Source organism: Streptomyces doebereineriae (genome assembly GCF_031845645.1).
In the GTDB taxonomy this organism is placed as follows: domain Bacteria; phylum Actinomycetota; class Actinomycetes; order Streptomycetales; family Streptomycetaceae; genus Streptomyces; species Streptomyces canus.
In genome coordinates this window covers 91,778-107,343 of record NZ_JAVREZ010000025.1, presented here as the reverse complement: position 1 = coordinate 107,343, position 15,566 = coordinate 91,778, and the positions used below count along the sequence as shown (strand labels likewise).

Annotated in this window: 15 protein-coding genes; 7 read left to right on the top strand and 8 right to left on the bottom strand. The window is 71.0% G+C overall.

What is annotated here, in order from left to right; genetic code table 11:
* Positions 1 to 137 precede the first annotated feature (137 nt).
* Entirely contained in the window at positions 138 to 1,568 is a 1,431-nt protein-coding gene (gene argH / locus RNB18_RS44335; protein ID WP_311719817.1) for an argininosuccinate lyase, read from the bottom strand.
* Positions 1,569 to 1,764: 196 nt separating this feature from the next.
* On the opposite strand from argH, the gene RNB18_RS44330 reads away from it, so the two are divergent.
* On the top strand, positions 1,765 to 2,682 hold the full coding sequence (locus RNB18_RS44330; RefSeq protein WP_311719816.1) for a hypothetical protein: 918 nt from the start codon (positions 1,765 to 1,767) through the stop codon (positions 2,680 to 2,682).
* A gap of 121 nt (positions 2,683 to 2,803) precedes the next feature.
* Positions 2,804 to 3,391: a pyridoxamine 5'-phosphate oxidase family protein gene (locus RNB18_RS44325; protein ID WP_311719815.1), complete on the top strand. Its 588-nt coding sequence runs from the start codon at positions 2,804 to 2,806 to the stop codon at positions 3,389 to 3,391.
* A gap of 1 nt (position 3,392) precedes the next feature.
* Here the strand turns inward: RNB18_RS44325 and RNB18_RS44320 are convergent, their stop codons facing one another.
* Together RNB18_RS44320 and RNB18_RS44315 are read right to left on the bottom strand one after the other, a co-directional pair.
* Positions 3,393 to 4,835, bottom strand: coding sequence for a sensor histidine kinase (locus tag RNB18_RS44320; RefSeq protein ID WP_311719813.1), 1,443 nt, complete (start codon positions 4,833 to 4,835; stop codon positions 3,393 to 3,395).
* The gene (locus RNB18_RS44315) at positions 4,832 to 5,572 is read right to left on the bottom strand and encodes a response regulator transcription factor (protein WP_311719812.1); all 741 of its coding nucleotides are present in this window, start codon (positions 5,570 to 5,572) and stop codon (positions 4,832 to 4,834) included. Before RNB18_RS44315 ends, RNB18_RS44320 begins: the two co-directional genes overlap by 4 nt.
* A 149-nt stretch (positions 5,573 to 5,721) precedes the next feature.
* Between RNB18_RS44315 and RNB18_RS44310 the strand changes: the two genes are divergently transcribed.
* The 5 genes from RNB18_RS44310 to RNB18_RS44290 all read left to right on the top strand — a co-directional run bounded on the left by RNB18_RS44310 (position 5,722) and on the right by RNB18_RS44290 (position 10,586).
* A complete protein-coding gene (locus tag RNB18_RS44310) occupies positions 5,722 to 7,074 on the top strand; it encodes a ferredoxin reductase family protein (protein WP_311719811.1) in 1,353 nt (450 codons plus the stop codon).
* Between the two features lie 10 nt (positions 7,075 to 7,084).
* On the top strand, positions 7,085 to 7,513 hold the full coding sequence (locus RNB18_RS44305) for an FMN-binding protein (protein ID WP_311719810.1): 429 nt from the start codon (positions 7,085 to 7,087) through the stop codon (positions 7,511 to 7,513).
* Between the two features lie 77 nt (positions 7,514 to 7,590).
* The gene (locus RNB18_RS44300; protein WP_311719809.1) at positions 7,591 to 8,973 is read left to right on the top strand and encodes a ferredoxin reductase family protein; all 1,383 of its coding nucleotides are present in this window, start codon (positions 7,591 to 7,593) and stop codon (positions 8,971 to 8,973) included.
* Between the two features lie 28 nt (positions 8,974 to 9,001).
* Complete coding sequence (locus RNB18_RS44295) at positions 9,002 to 9,793, top strand: FMN-binding protein (protein ID WP_311719808.1); 792 nt, start codon at positions 9,002 to 9,004, stop codon at positions 9,791 to 9,793.
* Positions 9,786 to 10,586: an FAD:protein FMN transferase gene (locus RNB18_RS44290; RefSeq protein WP_311719807.1), complete on the top strand. Its 801-nt coding sequence runs from the start codon at positions 9,786 to 9,788 to the stop codon at positions 10,584 to 10,586. Before RNB18_RS44295 ends, RNB18_RS44290 begins: the two co-directional genes overlap by 8 nt.
* Positions 10,587 to 10,676: 90 nt before the next feature.
* Here RNB18_RS44290 and RNB18_RS44285 read toward each other — a convergent pair whose 3' ends face one another.
* The 5 genes from RNB18_RS44285 to argC are packed head-to-tail and all read right to left on the bottom strand — an operon-like array spanning position 10,677 to position 15,507.
* Positions 10,677 to 11,222, bottom strand: coding sequence for an arginine repressor (locus tag RNB18_RS44285; RefSeq protein ID WP_266526190.1), 546 nt, complete (start codon positions 11,220 to 11,222; stop codon positions 10,677 to 10,679).
* A 19-nt stretch (positions 11,223 to 11,241) separates the two neighbouring features.
* The gene (locus RNB18_RS44280; RefSeq protein WP_311719806.1) at positions 11,242 to 12,429 is read right to left on the bottom strand and encodes an acetylornithine transaminase; all 1,188 of its coding nucleotides are present in this window, start codon (positions 12,427 to 12,429) and stop codon (positions 11,242 to 11,244) included.
* Positions 12,426 to 13,334, bottom strand: coding sequence for an acetylglutamate kinase (gene argB, locus RNB18_RS44275; protein WP_311719805.1), 909 nt, complete (start codon positions 13,332 to 13,334; stop codon positions 12,426 to 12,428). Before argB ends, RNB18_RS44280 begins: the two co-directional genes overlap by 4 nt.
* On the bottom strand, positions 13,331 to 14,482 hold the full coding sequence (gene argJ, locus RNB18_RS44270; RefSeq protein ID WP_311719804.1) for a bifunctional glutamate N-acetyltransferase/amino-acid acetyltransferase ArgJ: 1,152 nt from the start codon (positions 14,480 to 14,482) through the stop codon (positions 13,331 to 13,333). The genes argB and argJ overlap by 4 nt, the downstream gene beginning before the upstream one ends.
* The gene (gene argC / locus RNB18_RS44265; protein WP_311719803.1) at positions 14,479 to 15,507 is read right to left on the bottom strand and encodes an N-acetyl-gamma-glutamyl-phosphate reductase; all 1,029 of its coding nucleotides are present in this window, start codon (positions 15,505 to 15,507) and stop codon (positions 14,479 to 14,481) included. The genes argJ and argC overlap by 4 nt, the downstream gene beginning before the upstream one ends.
* Positions 15,508 to 15,566 lie beyond the last annotated feature (59 nt).

The following is a 15,566-nucleotide window of genomic DNA, read 5'->3' as shown; positions in this document are numbered from 1 at the left end:
ACGTATCCCGCGATGACCTTCGGTGATGGAACCGCTCGCCCAAGAGCTCGGTTCTCGCGGTGGTTCGGCGGATGCGGCGACGTCGTGGCTTGTCGCGCCCCGCGGCGGGAGCCGCAGATCAATACAGCCTCGCGCCCCTAAGGGCGCTTTGCCTCAGCCCACTTGTGCTGTGCTGCCACGTCCGCCTTCACCTCGGCCAGCTGGACCGCCACCGCGCTCGGAGCCGTGCCGCCCCTGGCGTTGCGGGACGCGAGCGCGCCCGGGACGTTGAGGACCGTGCGGACCTCCGGGGTCAGGTGGGCGGAGATCTTGGCGAACTGGTCGTCCGTCAGGTCGCCCAGTTCCTTGCCCTCGGCCTCCGCCGCCTTGACGCACTCGCCGGCCACCTCGTGGGCCACACGGAAGGGGACGCCCTGCTTGACCAGCCACTCGGCGATGTCGGTGGCGAGGGAGAAGCCGGCCGGGGCCAGTTCCTCCATGCGCTCGCGGTTGACCGTGAGGGTCGCCATCATGCCGGTGAAGGCGGGGAGCAGGACCTCCAGCTGGTCGCAGGAGTCGAAGACCGGCTCCTTGTCCTCCTGGAGGTCGCGGTTGTAGGCGAGGGGCAGGGCCTTGAGCGTGGCCATCAGACCCGTCAGGTTGCCGATCAGGCGGCCGGACTTGCCGCGCGCCAGCTCCGCGATGTCCGGGTTCTTCTTCTGCGGCATGATCGACGAGCCGGTGGAGAACGCGTCGTGCAGGGTCACGAAGGAGAACTCCTTCGTGTTCCAGATGATGATCTCCTCGGCGATCCGGGAGAGGTTGACGCCGATCATCGCGGTGATGAAGGCGAACTCGGCGACGAAGTCACGGGAGGCCGTGCCGTCGATGGAGTTGCCGACGCTGCCGTGCTCGAAGCCGAGGTCCTTCGCGACCGCCTCCGGGTCAAGGCCCAGGGAGGAACCGGCCAGGGCACCCGAGCCGTACGGGGAGACAGCCGTGCGCTCGTCCCACTGGCGCAGCCGCTCCGCGTCCCGGGACAGGGACTGGACGTGGGCCAGGACGTGGTGGGCGAACAGGACCGGCTGGGCGTGCTGGAGGTGGGTGCGGCCGGGCATCGCCACGTCCGGGTGGGCCTCCGCCAGACCGACCAGCGCGTCCTGGAGCTCGGCGATCAGGCCGCCGATGATGCGGGCGTGGTCCCGCAGGTACATGCGGAAGAGGGTCGCGATCTGGTCGTTGCGCGAGCGGCCCGCGCGCAGCTTGCCGCCGAGGTCGGGGCCGACGCGCTCCAGCAGGCCCCGCTCCAGGGCGGTGTGGCAGTCCTCGTCGGCGATCGTGCCCACGAAGGAGCCGTCGGCCACATCGGCTTCGAGCTGGTCGAGCCCCGCGTGCATGCGCTGGAGCTCGTCCTCGCTCAGCAGTCCCGCCTTGTGCAGCACGCGCGCGTGGGCACGCGAACCGGCGATGTCGTACGGCGCGAGCCGCCAGTCGAAGTGGACGGACGCGGACAGCTTGGCCAGGGCCTCGGCGGGACCGTCGGCGAAACGGCCGCCCCAGAGCCGGACGTCACCGCTGTTGCTGCTCACTTGCGTTGCTCCTCACGGCTGCACTCAACGTTATGCATGATTATGCAGAGTCCTGCATGATTCGTCAATCCGAGGTCGGGCGGCAAGGAATTTGCGCTCCCTTTGAACACGGGAAACCGCTTGCTCGTACTTCCCGCCGAACGCAGGCGCCGCGTTTGTCAAGAAGACCACTCCCGACCCCGAGTGAGGCATCCGCATGTCCAGGGCTCTTCCTAAGTACAACAAGCGCCGCGTGGCGATCATCGGCGGCGCCGCCGCCGTGGCACTGACCGGGGCGATCGTCGCCGGTAGCGCCCTCGCCGGGGAGACCTCCAAGAGCAGCACCGCCACCGCCCGCACGCTGGCCGACGTCGGCAGCATCACGTGCCCGGACGTGGCCTCCCAGCTGCCGGAGATCCCGGCCACCGCGCAGGCCGAGGTCGACCGCAACCTGACCCTGCTCCAGACCCAGATCGACGAGGCCAACAAGCGGCTCGTCGACACCGTCGGCCAGGGCGGTGCCAACTTCGTCCAGAACGCCATTCTCGGCCCGCTGGAGGACAAGCGCATCGCCACGGTCAACCGCATCGCCACCGCCATCGGCCGTACGGCCGACAAGCCGCAGGGCCTCGACGCCCTGGCTCCCTGCACCCTCAACGCCGGCGGTGCCGCGGGCGCGGGTGAGGAGGCGGGCGCCGGGGCGGAGGCCGGTGCAGGCGCGGAGGCCGGGGCCGGCGCGGAGGCGGAGGCCACGCCGAGCGAGGCGGCCTCGGAGGCGGCAGGCGGCGCCGAGGACACCGGGAACGCGGAGGGTGCGGGCGACGCGGGTGAGGCCGCCGGCGCGGGCGCCATCTCCTGCCCGGACGTGGCCTCGCAGCTGCCGGCGATCCCCGCCACCGCGCAGGCCGAGGTGGACCGCAACCTGGCGCTGCTCGACACGCAGCTCGCCGAGGCGAACAAGCGGCTCGTCGACACCGTCGGCCAGGGCGGACCGAACTTCGTCCAGAACGCCATCCTCGGCCCGCTGGCCGACAAGCGGAACTCGACCATCGACCGCATCGCGATCTCCATCGGCCGTACCGCGGAGAAGCCGCAGGGCCTCAACTCCCTGGCCGCCTGCACGCTCACCCAGTGACGTGACAGGCGCTGTGGCCGCCCCGTGTGAGCGCCGGCCGGGGCGGCCACGGGCGTCCTCCCGCGAGGGGACGCCCGAATTCCTTAGACAGGCGAAAGGTCTGCGCCCATAATGCCTTGACATGGGAAAGACCTACGAACGCATAGACGGCCGGCTCCGCTCCTTCATCGAGGCGCAACCCCTCTTCTTCACCGCGACCGCGCCCCTGTCCGGCGACGGCACGGTCAACCTCTCCCCCAAGGGACTGCGCGGCTCCTTCGCGATCCTCGACGAACTCACCGTGGCCTACCTCGACTTCGCGGGCTCCAACGCCGAGACGGTCGCGCATCTGCGGGAGAACGGCCGGATCACCCTCATGTGGTGCGCGTTCCAGGGGCCGCCCAACATCGTCCGCGTGCACGGGCGCGGTGAGCCGGTCTTCCGGGACGACCCGCGCTTCAAGGAACTGCTCTCCCGCTTCCCGGACATCGACCCGACCGCGCACGGACTGCGGGCGATCGTCGTCGTGACGGCAGAACTGGTCCGCGACTCCTGCGGTTACGCGGTGCCGTACATGGCGTACGAGGGCGACCGCGAGCTGCACGGCAAGCGGTTCGCGCGCGAGGACGACGCCTCGCTCAGCGAGTACTTCACCAAGAAGGACCACATCGCCACGAGCCTGGACGGCCTGCCGGGGCTGCCGTTGCCGTTGCCGCCGTCCACGATCTGATTCACGCGCCATCGATCCGCACGGTGAAGGTCGTCGATCCCGGCCCGCTCTCCAACGTCACGCTCCCCCCGTGCGCCTCCACCACCGCCGCCACGATCGACAGTCCCAGGCCCGCGCCGCCGGTCTCCGCCTTGGTGCTGCGATCGGCTCGGGTGAAGCGTTCGAAGACGCCCGGCTGGATGTCCTCGGGGATGCCGGGGCCGTCGTCGTGGACCTTCAACGACGCTGTGCTGCCGTCGGTCTCCAGGGTCACCGTCACCTTGGCGCCGGCGGGGGTGTGCAGCCGGGCGTTGGACAGCAGGTTGGCCAGGACCTGCTGGAGGCGGTGTGCGTCGCCCGGCACCGTGACCGGGTCCTCGGGGAGGTCCAGTTCCCAGCGATGACCGGAACCCGTGGCCCGTGCGTCCGTGAGGGCGTCGAGGACCAGGCGGGTGAGGTCGACGGGGGCGGTCTCCAGGGGGCGGCCCGCGTCCAGGCGCGCCAGCAGGAGCAGGTCGTCGACCATCGCGCCCATGCGGGTCGACTCGGCGGCGATGCGCTGCAGGGCCCGGGTGATCTCCGGCGGCAGCGGGCCGGGGTGCAGCAGGGCGAGTTCGGCGTGGCCGCGCACCGAGGCGACCGGGGTGCGCAGTTCGTGGCTGGCGTCGGCGGCGAAGCTGCGCAGCCGTTCCTCGCTGGCGTGGCGTTTGGTGAGGGCGTCCTCGACGTGGCCGAGCATGCGGTTGAAGGCGCCGGCGACCCGGCCCACCTCGCCGCGCGGATCGGACTCGGGGGCGCGGGGCGGAAGGGCCACCTCCCCGCTGGCCAGCGGGAGTTCGCTGACCCGGGTGGCGGTCGCGGCGACCCGGCTGAGCGGGCGCAGGGACCAGCGCACCCACAGGGCGCCCGCGACACCGGCGGCGGTGAGGGCGGCGCCGAAGACGATCCCGGCGACCAGCTCCAGGCGGTGAACGGCGGCCTCGACGGGCTCCAGGGGCATCCCCGTGATCAGGACGTCGCCGTCCAGCCCCCCGGTGGCGATCACCCGGTAGTCGTCCAGGGCGGAGAGGCCGACGCTGTGGCCCCGGCCGTCGGCCGGGACGGCCGCGAGCCGCTCCCGGTCAGCGGCGGTCAGGTCGACGTTCAGGGTGCCGGTGGGGCGGACCACCGCGGCGTTGGTGACCGTGCCGTCGACCAGCCGGGCGCCGAACGTGCCCGTGGCCTGCCGGCGGGTGTCGGCGTGCTCGTCGCCGTCGTGATCGTCCTTCTCCGTCTCCCCCTTGTGCTCCAGGCTGACCGCGAACCTGTTCCCGGTCTCGGTCAGCTGCTCGTCGAGCCGGCTGGTGAGAAACCCGTTCAGCTCCACCACGGCGGCCAGCCCGACGGCGGCACAGCTCACCGTGAGGAGCACCAGGAGGCCTAGGGTGAGCCGGGCCCGCAGCGTGTGCGGCCGCAGGTCCCTCACGGCGTCACCGGCTTGATCACATATCCCGCCCCGCGCACGGTGTGGATCATCGGCTCGCGGCCCGCGTCCACCTTCTTGCGCAGATACGAGATGTACAGCTCGACGACATGGGCGCGGCCGCCGAAGTCGTAGGACCACACCCGGTCGAGGATCTGCGCCTTGCTGAGCACCCGGCGCGGGTTGCGCATGAGGAAGCGCAGCAGCTCGAACTCGGTCGGGGACAGTTCGATCAGCTCGCCACCCCGGGCGACCTCGCGGGCCTCCTCGTCCATGACCAGGTCGCCGACGGCCAGCCGGGGGCCCTCGTCGAGCTGCCGGGCCATGCCCGCGCGGCGCAGCAGTCCGCGCAGCCGGGCGACGACCTCCTCCAGGCTGAAGGGTTTGGTGACGTAGTCGTCGCCGCCCGCCGTGATGCCCTTGATGCGGTCCTCGACCGCGTCCCGGGCGGTCAGGAAGAGCACGCACACGTCCGACTTCACGGTGTGCAGGGCGCGCAGGACCGCGAAGCCGTCGGTGTCCGGGAGCATCACGTCCAGGACGACGGCGTCGGGCAGCAGCTCCCGGGCCGCGGCCACCGCCGAGGCGCCGTCGCCGGCCGTGCGGATCTGCCAGCCCTCGTAGCGCAGGGCGCCGGAGAGGACCTCGGCGAGGTCCGGGTCGTCGTCGACGACGAGGACGCGCAGCGGGGTGCCGTCGGGACGGGTGAGGGCGGGGCGGCCGGAGCGTGCGGTGTTCATGACCTCTCCAGGATCACCCCTGGCCGGGGCGGCGGGGGCCCCGGGAAGCTCTGAGTTTCCTCTGAGTGCGCTCTGCGGGTGGCCGTTCAGAGGGTCCTGAGAGGTTCCCCTCGCACAGTGGTGTCCCGGACAGGCGAAAGGACGCACCTATGACCACCGTGTACGAGCGGCGGGCCGCACCGGCCGTGGCACCGCCCGCGCGACGCTCCCCCGCGGGTGCCGTGCTGGCCCTGCTGTGGGCCGGGGCGGCGGCCGTGATCGCCCTGTGGTGGGCGGACACCGGTTCCGTGGTCGGTACGGCCGGGTGGCTGACCGGCGCCGGGCGGATCGCCGGGCTGCTGTGCGGGTACGCCTGCGCGGTGCTGGTGGGTCTGATGGCGCGGGTGCCGGTGCTGGAGCGGCGGGTGGGTTCGGACCGGGTGGCCCGCTGGCACGCGATGGCCGGGCGCTACACCGTCTGCCTGCTGCTCGCGCACCTCGCGCTGATCCTCTCGGGGTACGCGGCTCAGGACGGCGCCTCGCTGTGGCACGAGACCGTCACGGTGGTCCTGGACTATCCGGAGATGCTCAAGGCGACCGCCGGTACGGTGGTCCTCCTCGCGGTCGGTGTCACCTCGGCACGAGCGGTGCGCCGCCGTACCGGCCACGAGTTCTGGTACTACGTCCATCTCCTCACCTACGCGGCCGTGTTCCTCACCTTCGGACACCAACTGGCCCTCGGGAACGACTTCAACGGCAACACCGCGGCCACGGCGGCCTGGTACGCGCTCTACCTCGGTGTCGCGGCCCTGGTGCTGTGGTTCCGGATCCTCGCGCCGGTGCGGCTGAACCTGCGGCACCGGCTGCGGGTCGAGTCCGTGCACCAGGAGGCGCGGGGCGTGTGGTCCGTCGTCGTGCACGGGCGGGAGCTGGATCGACTCGGCGCGCGGGCCGGGCAGTTCTTCCGCTGGCGGTTCCTCGCCCCGGGCCTGCGGTGGACCTCGACGCCGTACTCCCTGTCGGCGCCGCCCCGCCCCGACCGCATGCGCATCACGGTCAAGGCGCTCGGCGACCACAGTACGGCCGTGGCCCTGCTGCGGCCGGGCACACGGGTGTGGGCGGAGGGGCCGTACGGCTCGCTGACCGCCGAGCGGCAGACCTCGCCCAGGACTCTGCTGATCGGTGGAGGGGTCGGCATCACCCCGCTGCGGGCGCTGTTCGAGACGCTGCCGGGCGAGGTCACCCTGCTGTACCGGGCGCGCACGGTCGAGGACCTCGCGCTGGGCGGGGAGTTGGAGGCCGTCGCGCGGTGGCGCGGGGCGAAGGTGCACTACCTGCTCAACGGGCCGGAGGGGCAACGGCCGCGTATCACCGCCGAGTCGCTGCGGGCGGCCGTCCCCGACCTGGCCGGTCACGACGTCTACCTCTGCGGCCCGCACGGGTTCGCCCGGGAGCTGTACGAGGAGCTGCGCGCCGCGGGAGTGCCCGATCGCCGTATCCACCACGAATCATTCGAGCTGTGAGGCCTCACACGTGCACGCGTTGAAGAAGAACCGCCCGCTGCGCCGGATCGTGCTGGCGAGCGCCGCCACCGTCTCCGGCATGGTGATGCTGCTGTCGCTGAAGCCGCACACCTCGCCGGCCCTCGCGGTGGCGTCCGGGGCAACCGCCCCCGCGGTCACGGGAACCCGAACCGTCACCGGCGACTCCGTCCAGACCCGCTGGGGTCCCGTACAGGTGCGGGTCACCGTGAAGAACGGCAAGCTCACCGACGTGACCGCCGTCGTCTACCCCACCGACAACCCCCGGGACCAGGAGATCAACAGCTACGCGCTCCCGCGGCTGCGGACCGAGGCGCTGCAAGCCCAGAGCGCGGAGATCGACACGGTCTCGGGGGCCACCTACACGAGTGACGGTTACCGCCAGTCACTCCAGTCCGCACTGGACTCCGCGGGCAGCTGAACACACCGGCGTCACGGCACGTATCTCAGGACCAAGGGACCACGCCCACCCCCCTTGCCCCCGTCCCCGGAGGAAACGTGACCACGACGCTCGCAGGCGGCCGCGCCGCCCGCCGCCAGACGATGCGCCGCATCCGCCCGCGCCGTTCCCCGGCGACCGTCCTGCTGCTCGCCGTATGGGCGGGGGCGGCCGGTGTGCTGTGGCTGTGGTGGCACAACACACCGTCCGTCGCCGACGACAACAGCAAGATCCTCAACGCGGGCCGGATCACCGGTCTGCTGGCCGGCTATCTGATGGCGCTTGTGGTGCTGCAGATGGCCCGAGTACCCGCGCTGGAACGCCGGGTGGGCTCCGACCGGGTCGCCCGCTGGCACGCGATGACCGGCCGCTACACCCTCTGCCTGGTCGTCGCCCACGTCTTCCTGATCATGTGGGGTTACGCCCTGCAGGCCGGCAAGGGGCTCGGCGACATCGTCCAGCAGACGATGGACTCCATCAACCAGCTGCCGGACATGGGCAAGGCGGCCATCGGCACCGGTCTGCTCTTCCTCATCGGGCTGATGTCGATCGGCGGGGTGCGCCGCAGGATCCCGTACGACACCTGGTACCACGTGCACCTGCTGACGTACGCGGCGGTCTTCCTGACCTTCTGGCACCAGCTGACCACCGGCAACGACTTCGCGGTCGAGCCGGTCGCCAAGACCGTCTGGTACGCGCTGTACGGCTCGGTCACCGCGCTGGTCGTCTGGTACCGGATCCTCACGCCGATCCGGCTGAACCTGCGCCACCGGATGTATGTGGAGGCGGTCGTCGAGGAGACGCCGGGCGTCGTGTCCGTGCTCATCGGCGGACGCAAGCTGCACCGGATGGGCGCGGAGGCGGGCCAGTTCTTCCGCTGGCGCTTCCTCGCGCCGGGCATGCGGTTCAGCTCCCACCCGTACTCGCTGTCGGCGGCGCCCCGGCCGGGGATGCTGCGGATCACGGTGAAGGCGATCGGCGACCACAGCGAACGGCTGCGCGAGCTGGTGCCCGGCACCAAGGTGTGGGCCGAGGGACCGTACGGCGCGCTGACCGCCCAGCGCCGCAGCCGGGGCAAGGTGCTGCTGGTGGCCGGCGGGGTCGGCATCACGCCGATGCGGGCCCTGTTCGAGACGCTGCCGGGCGCGGCCGGTGACATCACCCTGCTGTACCGGGCCAACACCACCCAGGACCTGGCCCTGTGGGACGAGCTCGCCGCCATCGCGGACGAGCGCGGCGCCCGGCTGATGTACGCGGTCAACAGTCCGGACGGGGAGCGCCCGGACATCTCCGCGGAGTCCCTCCAGCGCAAGCTCCCCGACATCGACAAGCACGACGTGTTCATGTGCGGGCCGAACGGTTTCGCGCAGTCCGTGTACGAAGCACTGCGCGGCGCGGGTGTGCCCGCCCGCCGCATCCATCACGAGTCGTTCGAGATGTGACGACGGGAATTCAGGAGCTGTTGAAGCGATGAGGAAGAGTCACCCCGTCCGTCGAGTCGTGCTCGCGACCGCCGCCACCGTCTCCGGTGTCGTGCTGATGCTGTCGCTGAAGCCGTCCTCGGACCCGGCGTCCGCCCAGGCGGGCGGAACGATCCCGCAGCAGACGGCGGCGGCGCAGGAGTCGGCCCAGGGCGGCACCGGGGCGGCCGCCGGCGGCGCGGTCACCGGGGACGTGGTCCAGACCCAGTACGGTCCCGTCCAGGTCCGTATCACCGTCAGCGGCAACAAGATCACCAAGGCCGAGGCGGTCCAGGCGCCCAAGGGCGGGGAGAGCGACGCGAAGACCGCTCTGTCCATCCCGAAGCTCACCCAGGACACGCTCGCCAAGCAGACCTCGCAGGTCGACACGGTCTCCGGGGCGACCTACACCAGCGAGGGCTACCAGAAGGCCCTCCAGTCGGCGATCGACAAGGCGAACGAGGCGGCCTCCCAGGCCCAGCCCTCGGCTCAGCCGTCCCAGACCGCGGGCGGCAGCGCCGGGGCGGCCGCCAAGACGGTGACCGGTGCCGTGTCGCAGACCCAGTACGGCCCGGTCCAGGTCCGGATCACGGTCAGCGGCGGCAAGATCACCAACGCCGAGGCGGTCCAGGCGCCGAAGGGCGGGACGAGCGACCAGAAGACGGCGCTGTCCATCCCGAAGCTCAACCAGGAGGCCGTGGCGGCCGGCAGCGCGGACATCGACTCGGTCTCCGGGGCCACCTACACCAGCGAGGGCTACAAGAAGTCGCTGCAGTCGGCGCTGGACCAGGCCGGTGGCTGACACGGTGGCCGAGCCGGCACAAGCTCCCGCCGCGGTGCGTCACGCGGAGGAGGTCATGGGGACGGTCTTCTCCTTCGACGTCCGCGGCGGGGAACCCGTTGCCGTGCAGACGGCACTGCGGGAGGCGGTGGCGGAACTGCACCGCGTGAACGAGGTGTTCAGCACCTACCGCGACGACAGCCAGGTCTCCCGCCTGGCCCGCGGCGAACTGACGGTCGCCGAGTGCGACCCGGAGGTGGCCGAGGTACTCGAACTCGGCGCCGAGGCCGAGCGGTCGAGCGACGGCTGGTTCAGCCTGCGCTACGGGGGCCGCCTCGACCCCACCGGCATCGTCAAGGGCTGGGCGGTGGAACGCGCGGCCCGACGGATGGCTCTCGCGGGGGCGACCGGGGTCAGCGTCAACGGCGGCGGAGACGTCCAGCTGTTGGGCGTACCGGGCCCGGAACGCCCGTGGCGGGTAGGGGTCTCGGACCCCCTGCGCCCGGGCGGCCTGGCGGCGGTGGTCTCGGCGGCGGGTGCTGCCGAGCTGGCGGTGGCGACTTCCGGTACGGCCGAACGCGGCGCCCACATCATCGACCCCCGCACGGGCCACTCCGCGGTGACGGACCTGCTGGCGGTGACGGTAGTGGCCCCGACCGTGACCTGGGCGGACTGCTGGGCAACCGCAGCCTTCGCGATGGGTTCGAGGGAGGGCCTGGCATGGCTGGAGAGCCTGCCGGACGTGGAGGCACTGCTGATCACGGCGGGCGATGAGGTGAGGTGTACAGGGGGCCTCGCAGCCAGGCTCGGGTGATTTCTTTTAGGGGCGCGGGGCTGTGTCGATATGCGGCTCCGCCGCGTGGGCGCGACCAGCCCCCACAAGCCCGCACCCGACAGACGACCGCTAGTGCCCGTTCTGAGCCAACCGCAACAAATGCTCGGCCAGCGCCTGCCCCCCCGTAGGGTTCCGGCTGATCAGCATCAACGTGTCATCCCCGGCGATCGTCCCGAGAATGTCATGCAGCTCGGCCTGATCAATGGCCGACGCCAAGAACTGCGCAGCCCCCGGAGGGGTCCGCAGGACCACAAGGTTCGCCGAAGCCTCCGCGGAAATCAGCAGCTCCTGAGAGAGCCGCCGCATCCGCTCCTCCTTCGCGGACTCCCCCAACGGCGCCCGAGGGGTCCGAAAACCCCCCTCACTGGGCACCGCGTAGATGAGATCCCCGTCGTTGTTACGGATCTTCACCGCGTTCAGCTCGTCGAGGTCCCGGGAGAGCGTCGCCTGAGTGACGCTCAGCCCGTCATCGGACAGCAGCTTGGCCAACTGGCTCTGCGACCGCACCGGCTGCCGGTTGAGGATGTCCACGATCCGGCGGTGGCGCGCGGTACGCGTCTGCGGCACGGCAGGCCCCGCGGCCCCGTTGTGCTCGTGATCCTGCGCATGACTCATCGTCGTCTCATTCTCCGGATCATCCGTCTCCCTCGGCGACACCCAGGATGCCGGGGAGAGCCTGAACAAGCGCGTCCACTTCGTCGTCGCCGATGTTCAGCGGCGGCATCAGCCGTACGACATCGGGGGCGGGCGCGTTGACCAGGAATCCGGCGTCCTGAGCCGCCTGCTGCACCTTCGGCGCGAGCGGCTCGGTGAGCACGATACCCAGGAGGAGCCCCGCACCCCGGACGTGGGAGATCAAGGGGTGCCCGAGTGACTCGATTCCGTCCCGCAGCCTCTCGCTCTGCTGCTTGACGTTCTCCAGCAACCCGTCGTTCGCGATGGTGTCGAGGACGGCGAGACCGGCGGCACACGCGACCGGGTTCCCGCCGAACGTCGTTCCGTGCTGCCCCGGCTGCAGCAGGTCCGCGGCCCGCCCGAAGGCGACGGTCGCGCCGAGCGGCAGTCCGCCGCCGAGCTGCTTGGCGAGGGTGACGACGTCCGGGAGGACGCCCTCGTGGGCCTGGTACTCGAACCAGTGTCCGGTACGGCCGATGCCGGTCTGGACCTCGTCGAGGACCAGCAGGGCGCCCTTGGCCGCCGTGATCGCCCGGGCCGCCTTGAGGTAGCCGGCCGGCGGCACCACGACGCCGTTCTCGCCCTGGATCGGCTCGATGACGACGAGCGCGGTGTCCTCGGTGACCGCGGCGGCCAGCGCCTGCGCGTCGCCGTACGGCACATGCGTGACGTCACCCGGCAGCGGCAGGAAGGGGGTCTGCTTGGCGGGCTGGCCGGTGAGCGCGAGGGCGCCCATGGTCCGGCCGTGGAAGCCGCCCTCGGTGGCGACCATGTGGGTGCGTCCGGTCAGCCGGCCGATCTTGAAGGCCGCCTCGACCGACTCGGCGCCGGAGTTGCAGAAGAAGACCTTGCCGTCCCGGCCGAAGAGCTGGAGCAGCCGTTCGGCGAGGGTGACGGTCGGCTCGGCCATGAAGAAGTTGGAGATGTGGCCGAGGGAGGCGATCTGCTTGCTGACGGCCTCGACGATCGCCGGGTGGGCATGGCCGAGCGCGTTGGTGGCGATGCCGCCGACGAAGTCGAGGTACTGCTTGCCCTCGGCGTCCCAGACCTTGAGTCCCGCACCGCGGACGAGAGGGAGGCGAGGGGTGCCGTAGTTGTTCATGAGCGTGCCCTGCCACCGCTGGGTCAGCTCCTGATTGTCGGTCATACGGCATCCCCCTCTTGTGCGTCCGGCACGACCATCGTGCCGATCCCCTCGTCGGTGAAGATCTCCAGCAGGATCGAGTGCTGGACCCGCCCGTCGATGACCCGGGCCGTGGTCACGCCGTTGCGTACGGCGTGCAGACAGCCCTCCATCTTCGGGACCATGCCGGAGCTCAACTCCGGCAGCAGCTTCTCCAGTTGGGAAGCCGTGAGGCGGCTGATCACCTCGTCGCTGTGCGGCCAGTCCTCGTAGAGGCCCTCGACGTCCGTGAGGACCATGAGGGTTTCGGCGTCAAGAGCAGCAGCGAGTGCCGCAGCCGCCGTATCAGCATTGACGTTGTAGACATGTCCGTCGTCCTGGCTCCGGGCGATCGACGAGACGACCGGGATACGGCCGTCGGCGAGCAGTGCCTCGATCGCACCCGTGTCGATCGCGGTGATCTCGCCCACCCGCCCGATGTCGACCAACTCTCCGTCGATCTCGGGCCGGTGCTTGGTGGCGCTGATGGTGTGGGCGTCCTCGCCGGTCAACCCGACGGCGAGCGGCCCGTGTTCGTTGAGCAGATTGACCAGCTCGCGCTGCACCTGCCCGGCCAGCACCATCCGTACGACGTCCATGGCGTCCTCGGTGGTGACGCGCAGTCCGGCCTTGAACTCGCTGACGATGCCGTGCTTGTCGAGGGCGGCGCTGATCTGCGGGCCGCCGCCGTGCACGACGACCGGCTTGAGCCCGGCGTGGTGCAGGAAGACGACGTCCTGGGCGAAGGCGGCCTTCAGGTCCTCGTCGATCATGGCGTTGCCGCCGAACTTGATGACGACGGTCTTGCCGTTGTGGCGGACCAGCCAGGGCAGCGCCTCGATGAGGATCTGGGCCTTGGGGAGCGCGGTGTGCTTTCGCGTGGTGCTCATGAGGAGTAGGCGCTGTTCTCGTGGACGTAGTCGGCGGTGAGGTCGTTGGTCCAGATGATGGCGGTCTCGGAGCCGGCCGCGAGGTCGGCGACGATGTGCACCTCGCGGTAGCGCATGTCGACCTTGTCGCGGTCCTCGCCGACGCCGCCGTTCTTGCAGACCCAGACGCCGTTGATGGCGACGTTGAGCCGGTCGGGCTCGAAAGCGGCCTTCGTGGTGCCGATGGCGCTCAGGACGCGGCCCCAGTTGGGGTCCTCGCCGTGGATCGCGCACTTGAGGAGGTTGTTGCGGGCGATGGAGCGGCCGACCTCGACGGCGTCGTCCTCGCTCGCGGCGCCCACCACCTCGACCTTGATGTCCTTGCTGGCACCCTCGGCGTCCCGGATCAGCTGCTGGCCGAGGTCGTCGCAGACGGTCCGTACGGCCTCGGCGAACTCCGCGTATTCCGGGGTGGCTTCGGAGGCGCCGGAGGCGAGCAGCAGCACGGTGTCGTTGGTGGACATGCAGCCGTCGGAGTCGACGCGGTCGAAGGTGGTCCGGGTGGCGGCCCGCAGGGCCCTGTCCAGGGCCTCGCTCTCCAGGTCCGCGTCGGTGGTGAGGACGACCAGCATGGTGGCGAGGCCGGGGGCGAGCATGCCCGCGCCCTTGGCCATGCCGCCGACGGTCCAGCCGTCCTTGGTCACCACGGACGTCTTGTGGACGGTGTCGGTGGTCTTGATGGCGATGGCGGCCTTCTCACCGCCGTGCTCGGACAGTTGAGCCGCGGCGGCCTCGACTCCCGGCAGGAGCTTGTCCATCGGGAGCAGGAGGCCGATGAGGCCGGTGGAGGCGACGGCCACCTCACCCGCGCCGATGTCCAGCACCTCGGCGACCTTCTCGGCCGTGGCGTGCGTGTCCTGGAAGCCCTTGGGGCCCGTACAGGCGTTGGCGCCACCGGAGTTGAGGACGACGGCGGAGAGCTGACCGGACTTGAGGACCTGCTCGGACCACAGCACCGGCGCGGCCTTCACGCGGTTGGAGGTGAAGACGCCGGCGGCGGCGCGGCGGGGCCCGGTGTTGACCACGAGGGCCAGGTCCGGGTTGCCGTTCTCCTTGATTCCGGCGGCGATGCCCGCCGCCTGGAATCCCTTGGCTGCCGTGACGCTCACGGTGCGACTCCGATCGTGGAAAGACCCAGCTCCTCGGGGAGACCGAGGGCGATGTTCATGCTCTGGACGGCACCGCCCGCGGTGCCCTTGGCCAGGTTGTCGATGGCGCTGATCGCGATGATGCGGCCCACGGACTCGTCGAGGACGACCTGCACCTGAACGGCGTTCGAACCGTAGACGGACGCCGTGGCGGGCCACTGCCCTTCGGGGAGCAGATGGACGAACGGCTCGTCGGCGAGGGCCTTCTCGTACGCGGCGCGGACGGACTCGGCGGTGACGCCGGGCTTCGCCTTGGCGCTGCACGTGGCGAGGATGCCGCGGGGCATCGGCGCGAGGGTCGGTGTGAAGGAGACGCTCACCCTGGCACCGGCCGCCGCGCTGAGGTTCTGGACGATCTCGGGGGTGTGCCGGTGGCCGCCGCCGACGCCGTACGGCGACATGGAGCCCATGACCTCGCTGCCCAGCAGGTTCGGCTTGGGCGCCTTGCCCGCGCCGGAGGTGCCGGAGGCGGCGACGATCACGGCCTCGTTCTCGGCAATTCCGGCGACGTAGGCCGGGAAGAGGGCGAGCGTGACGGCGGTCGGGTAGCAGCCGGGCACCGCGATGCGCCTGGTCCCGGTGAGCCGGGCGCGCGCACCCGGAAGTTCGGGAAGGCCGTAGGGCCAGGTGCCGGCGTGCGCGGAGCCGTAGAACTTCTCCCAGTCGGCTGCGTCCTCGAGCCGGAAGTCGGCGCCCATGTCGACGACGAGGACGTCCGGGCCGAGCTGTTCGGCGACGGCGGCGGACTGTCCGTGGGGCAGGGCGAGGAAGACGACATCGTGTCCGGCGAGGACGTCGGCCGTGGTCTCCTGGAGTACCCGGTCGGCCAGCGGCAGCAGGTGCGGCTGCAGTGTGCCGAGCCGCTGTCCGGCGTTGGAGTTGCCGGTCAGGGCGCCGATCTCGACCTCGGGGTGCGCCAGGAGCAGCCGCAGGACCTCACCGCCCGCGTATCCGCTCGCTCCGGCCACCGCCGCACGTACCGCCATGTCATCCTCCTCCTGGATGGCATGACTATACGTTTCGCTGCACGTTTATGCAACCACAT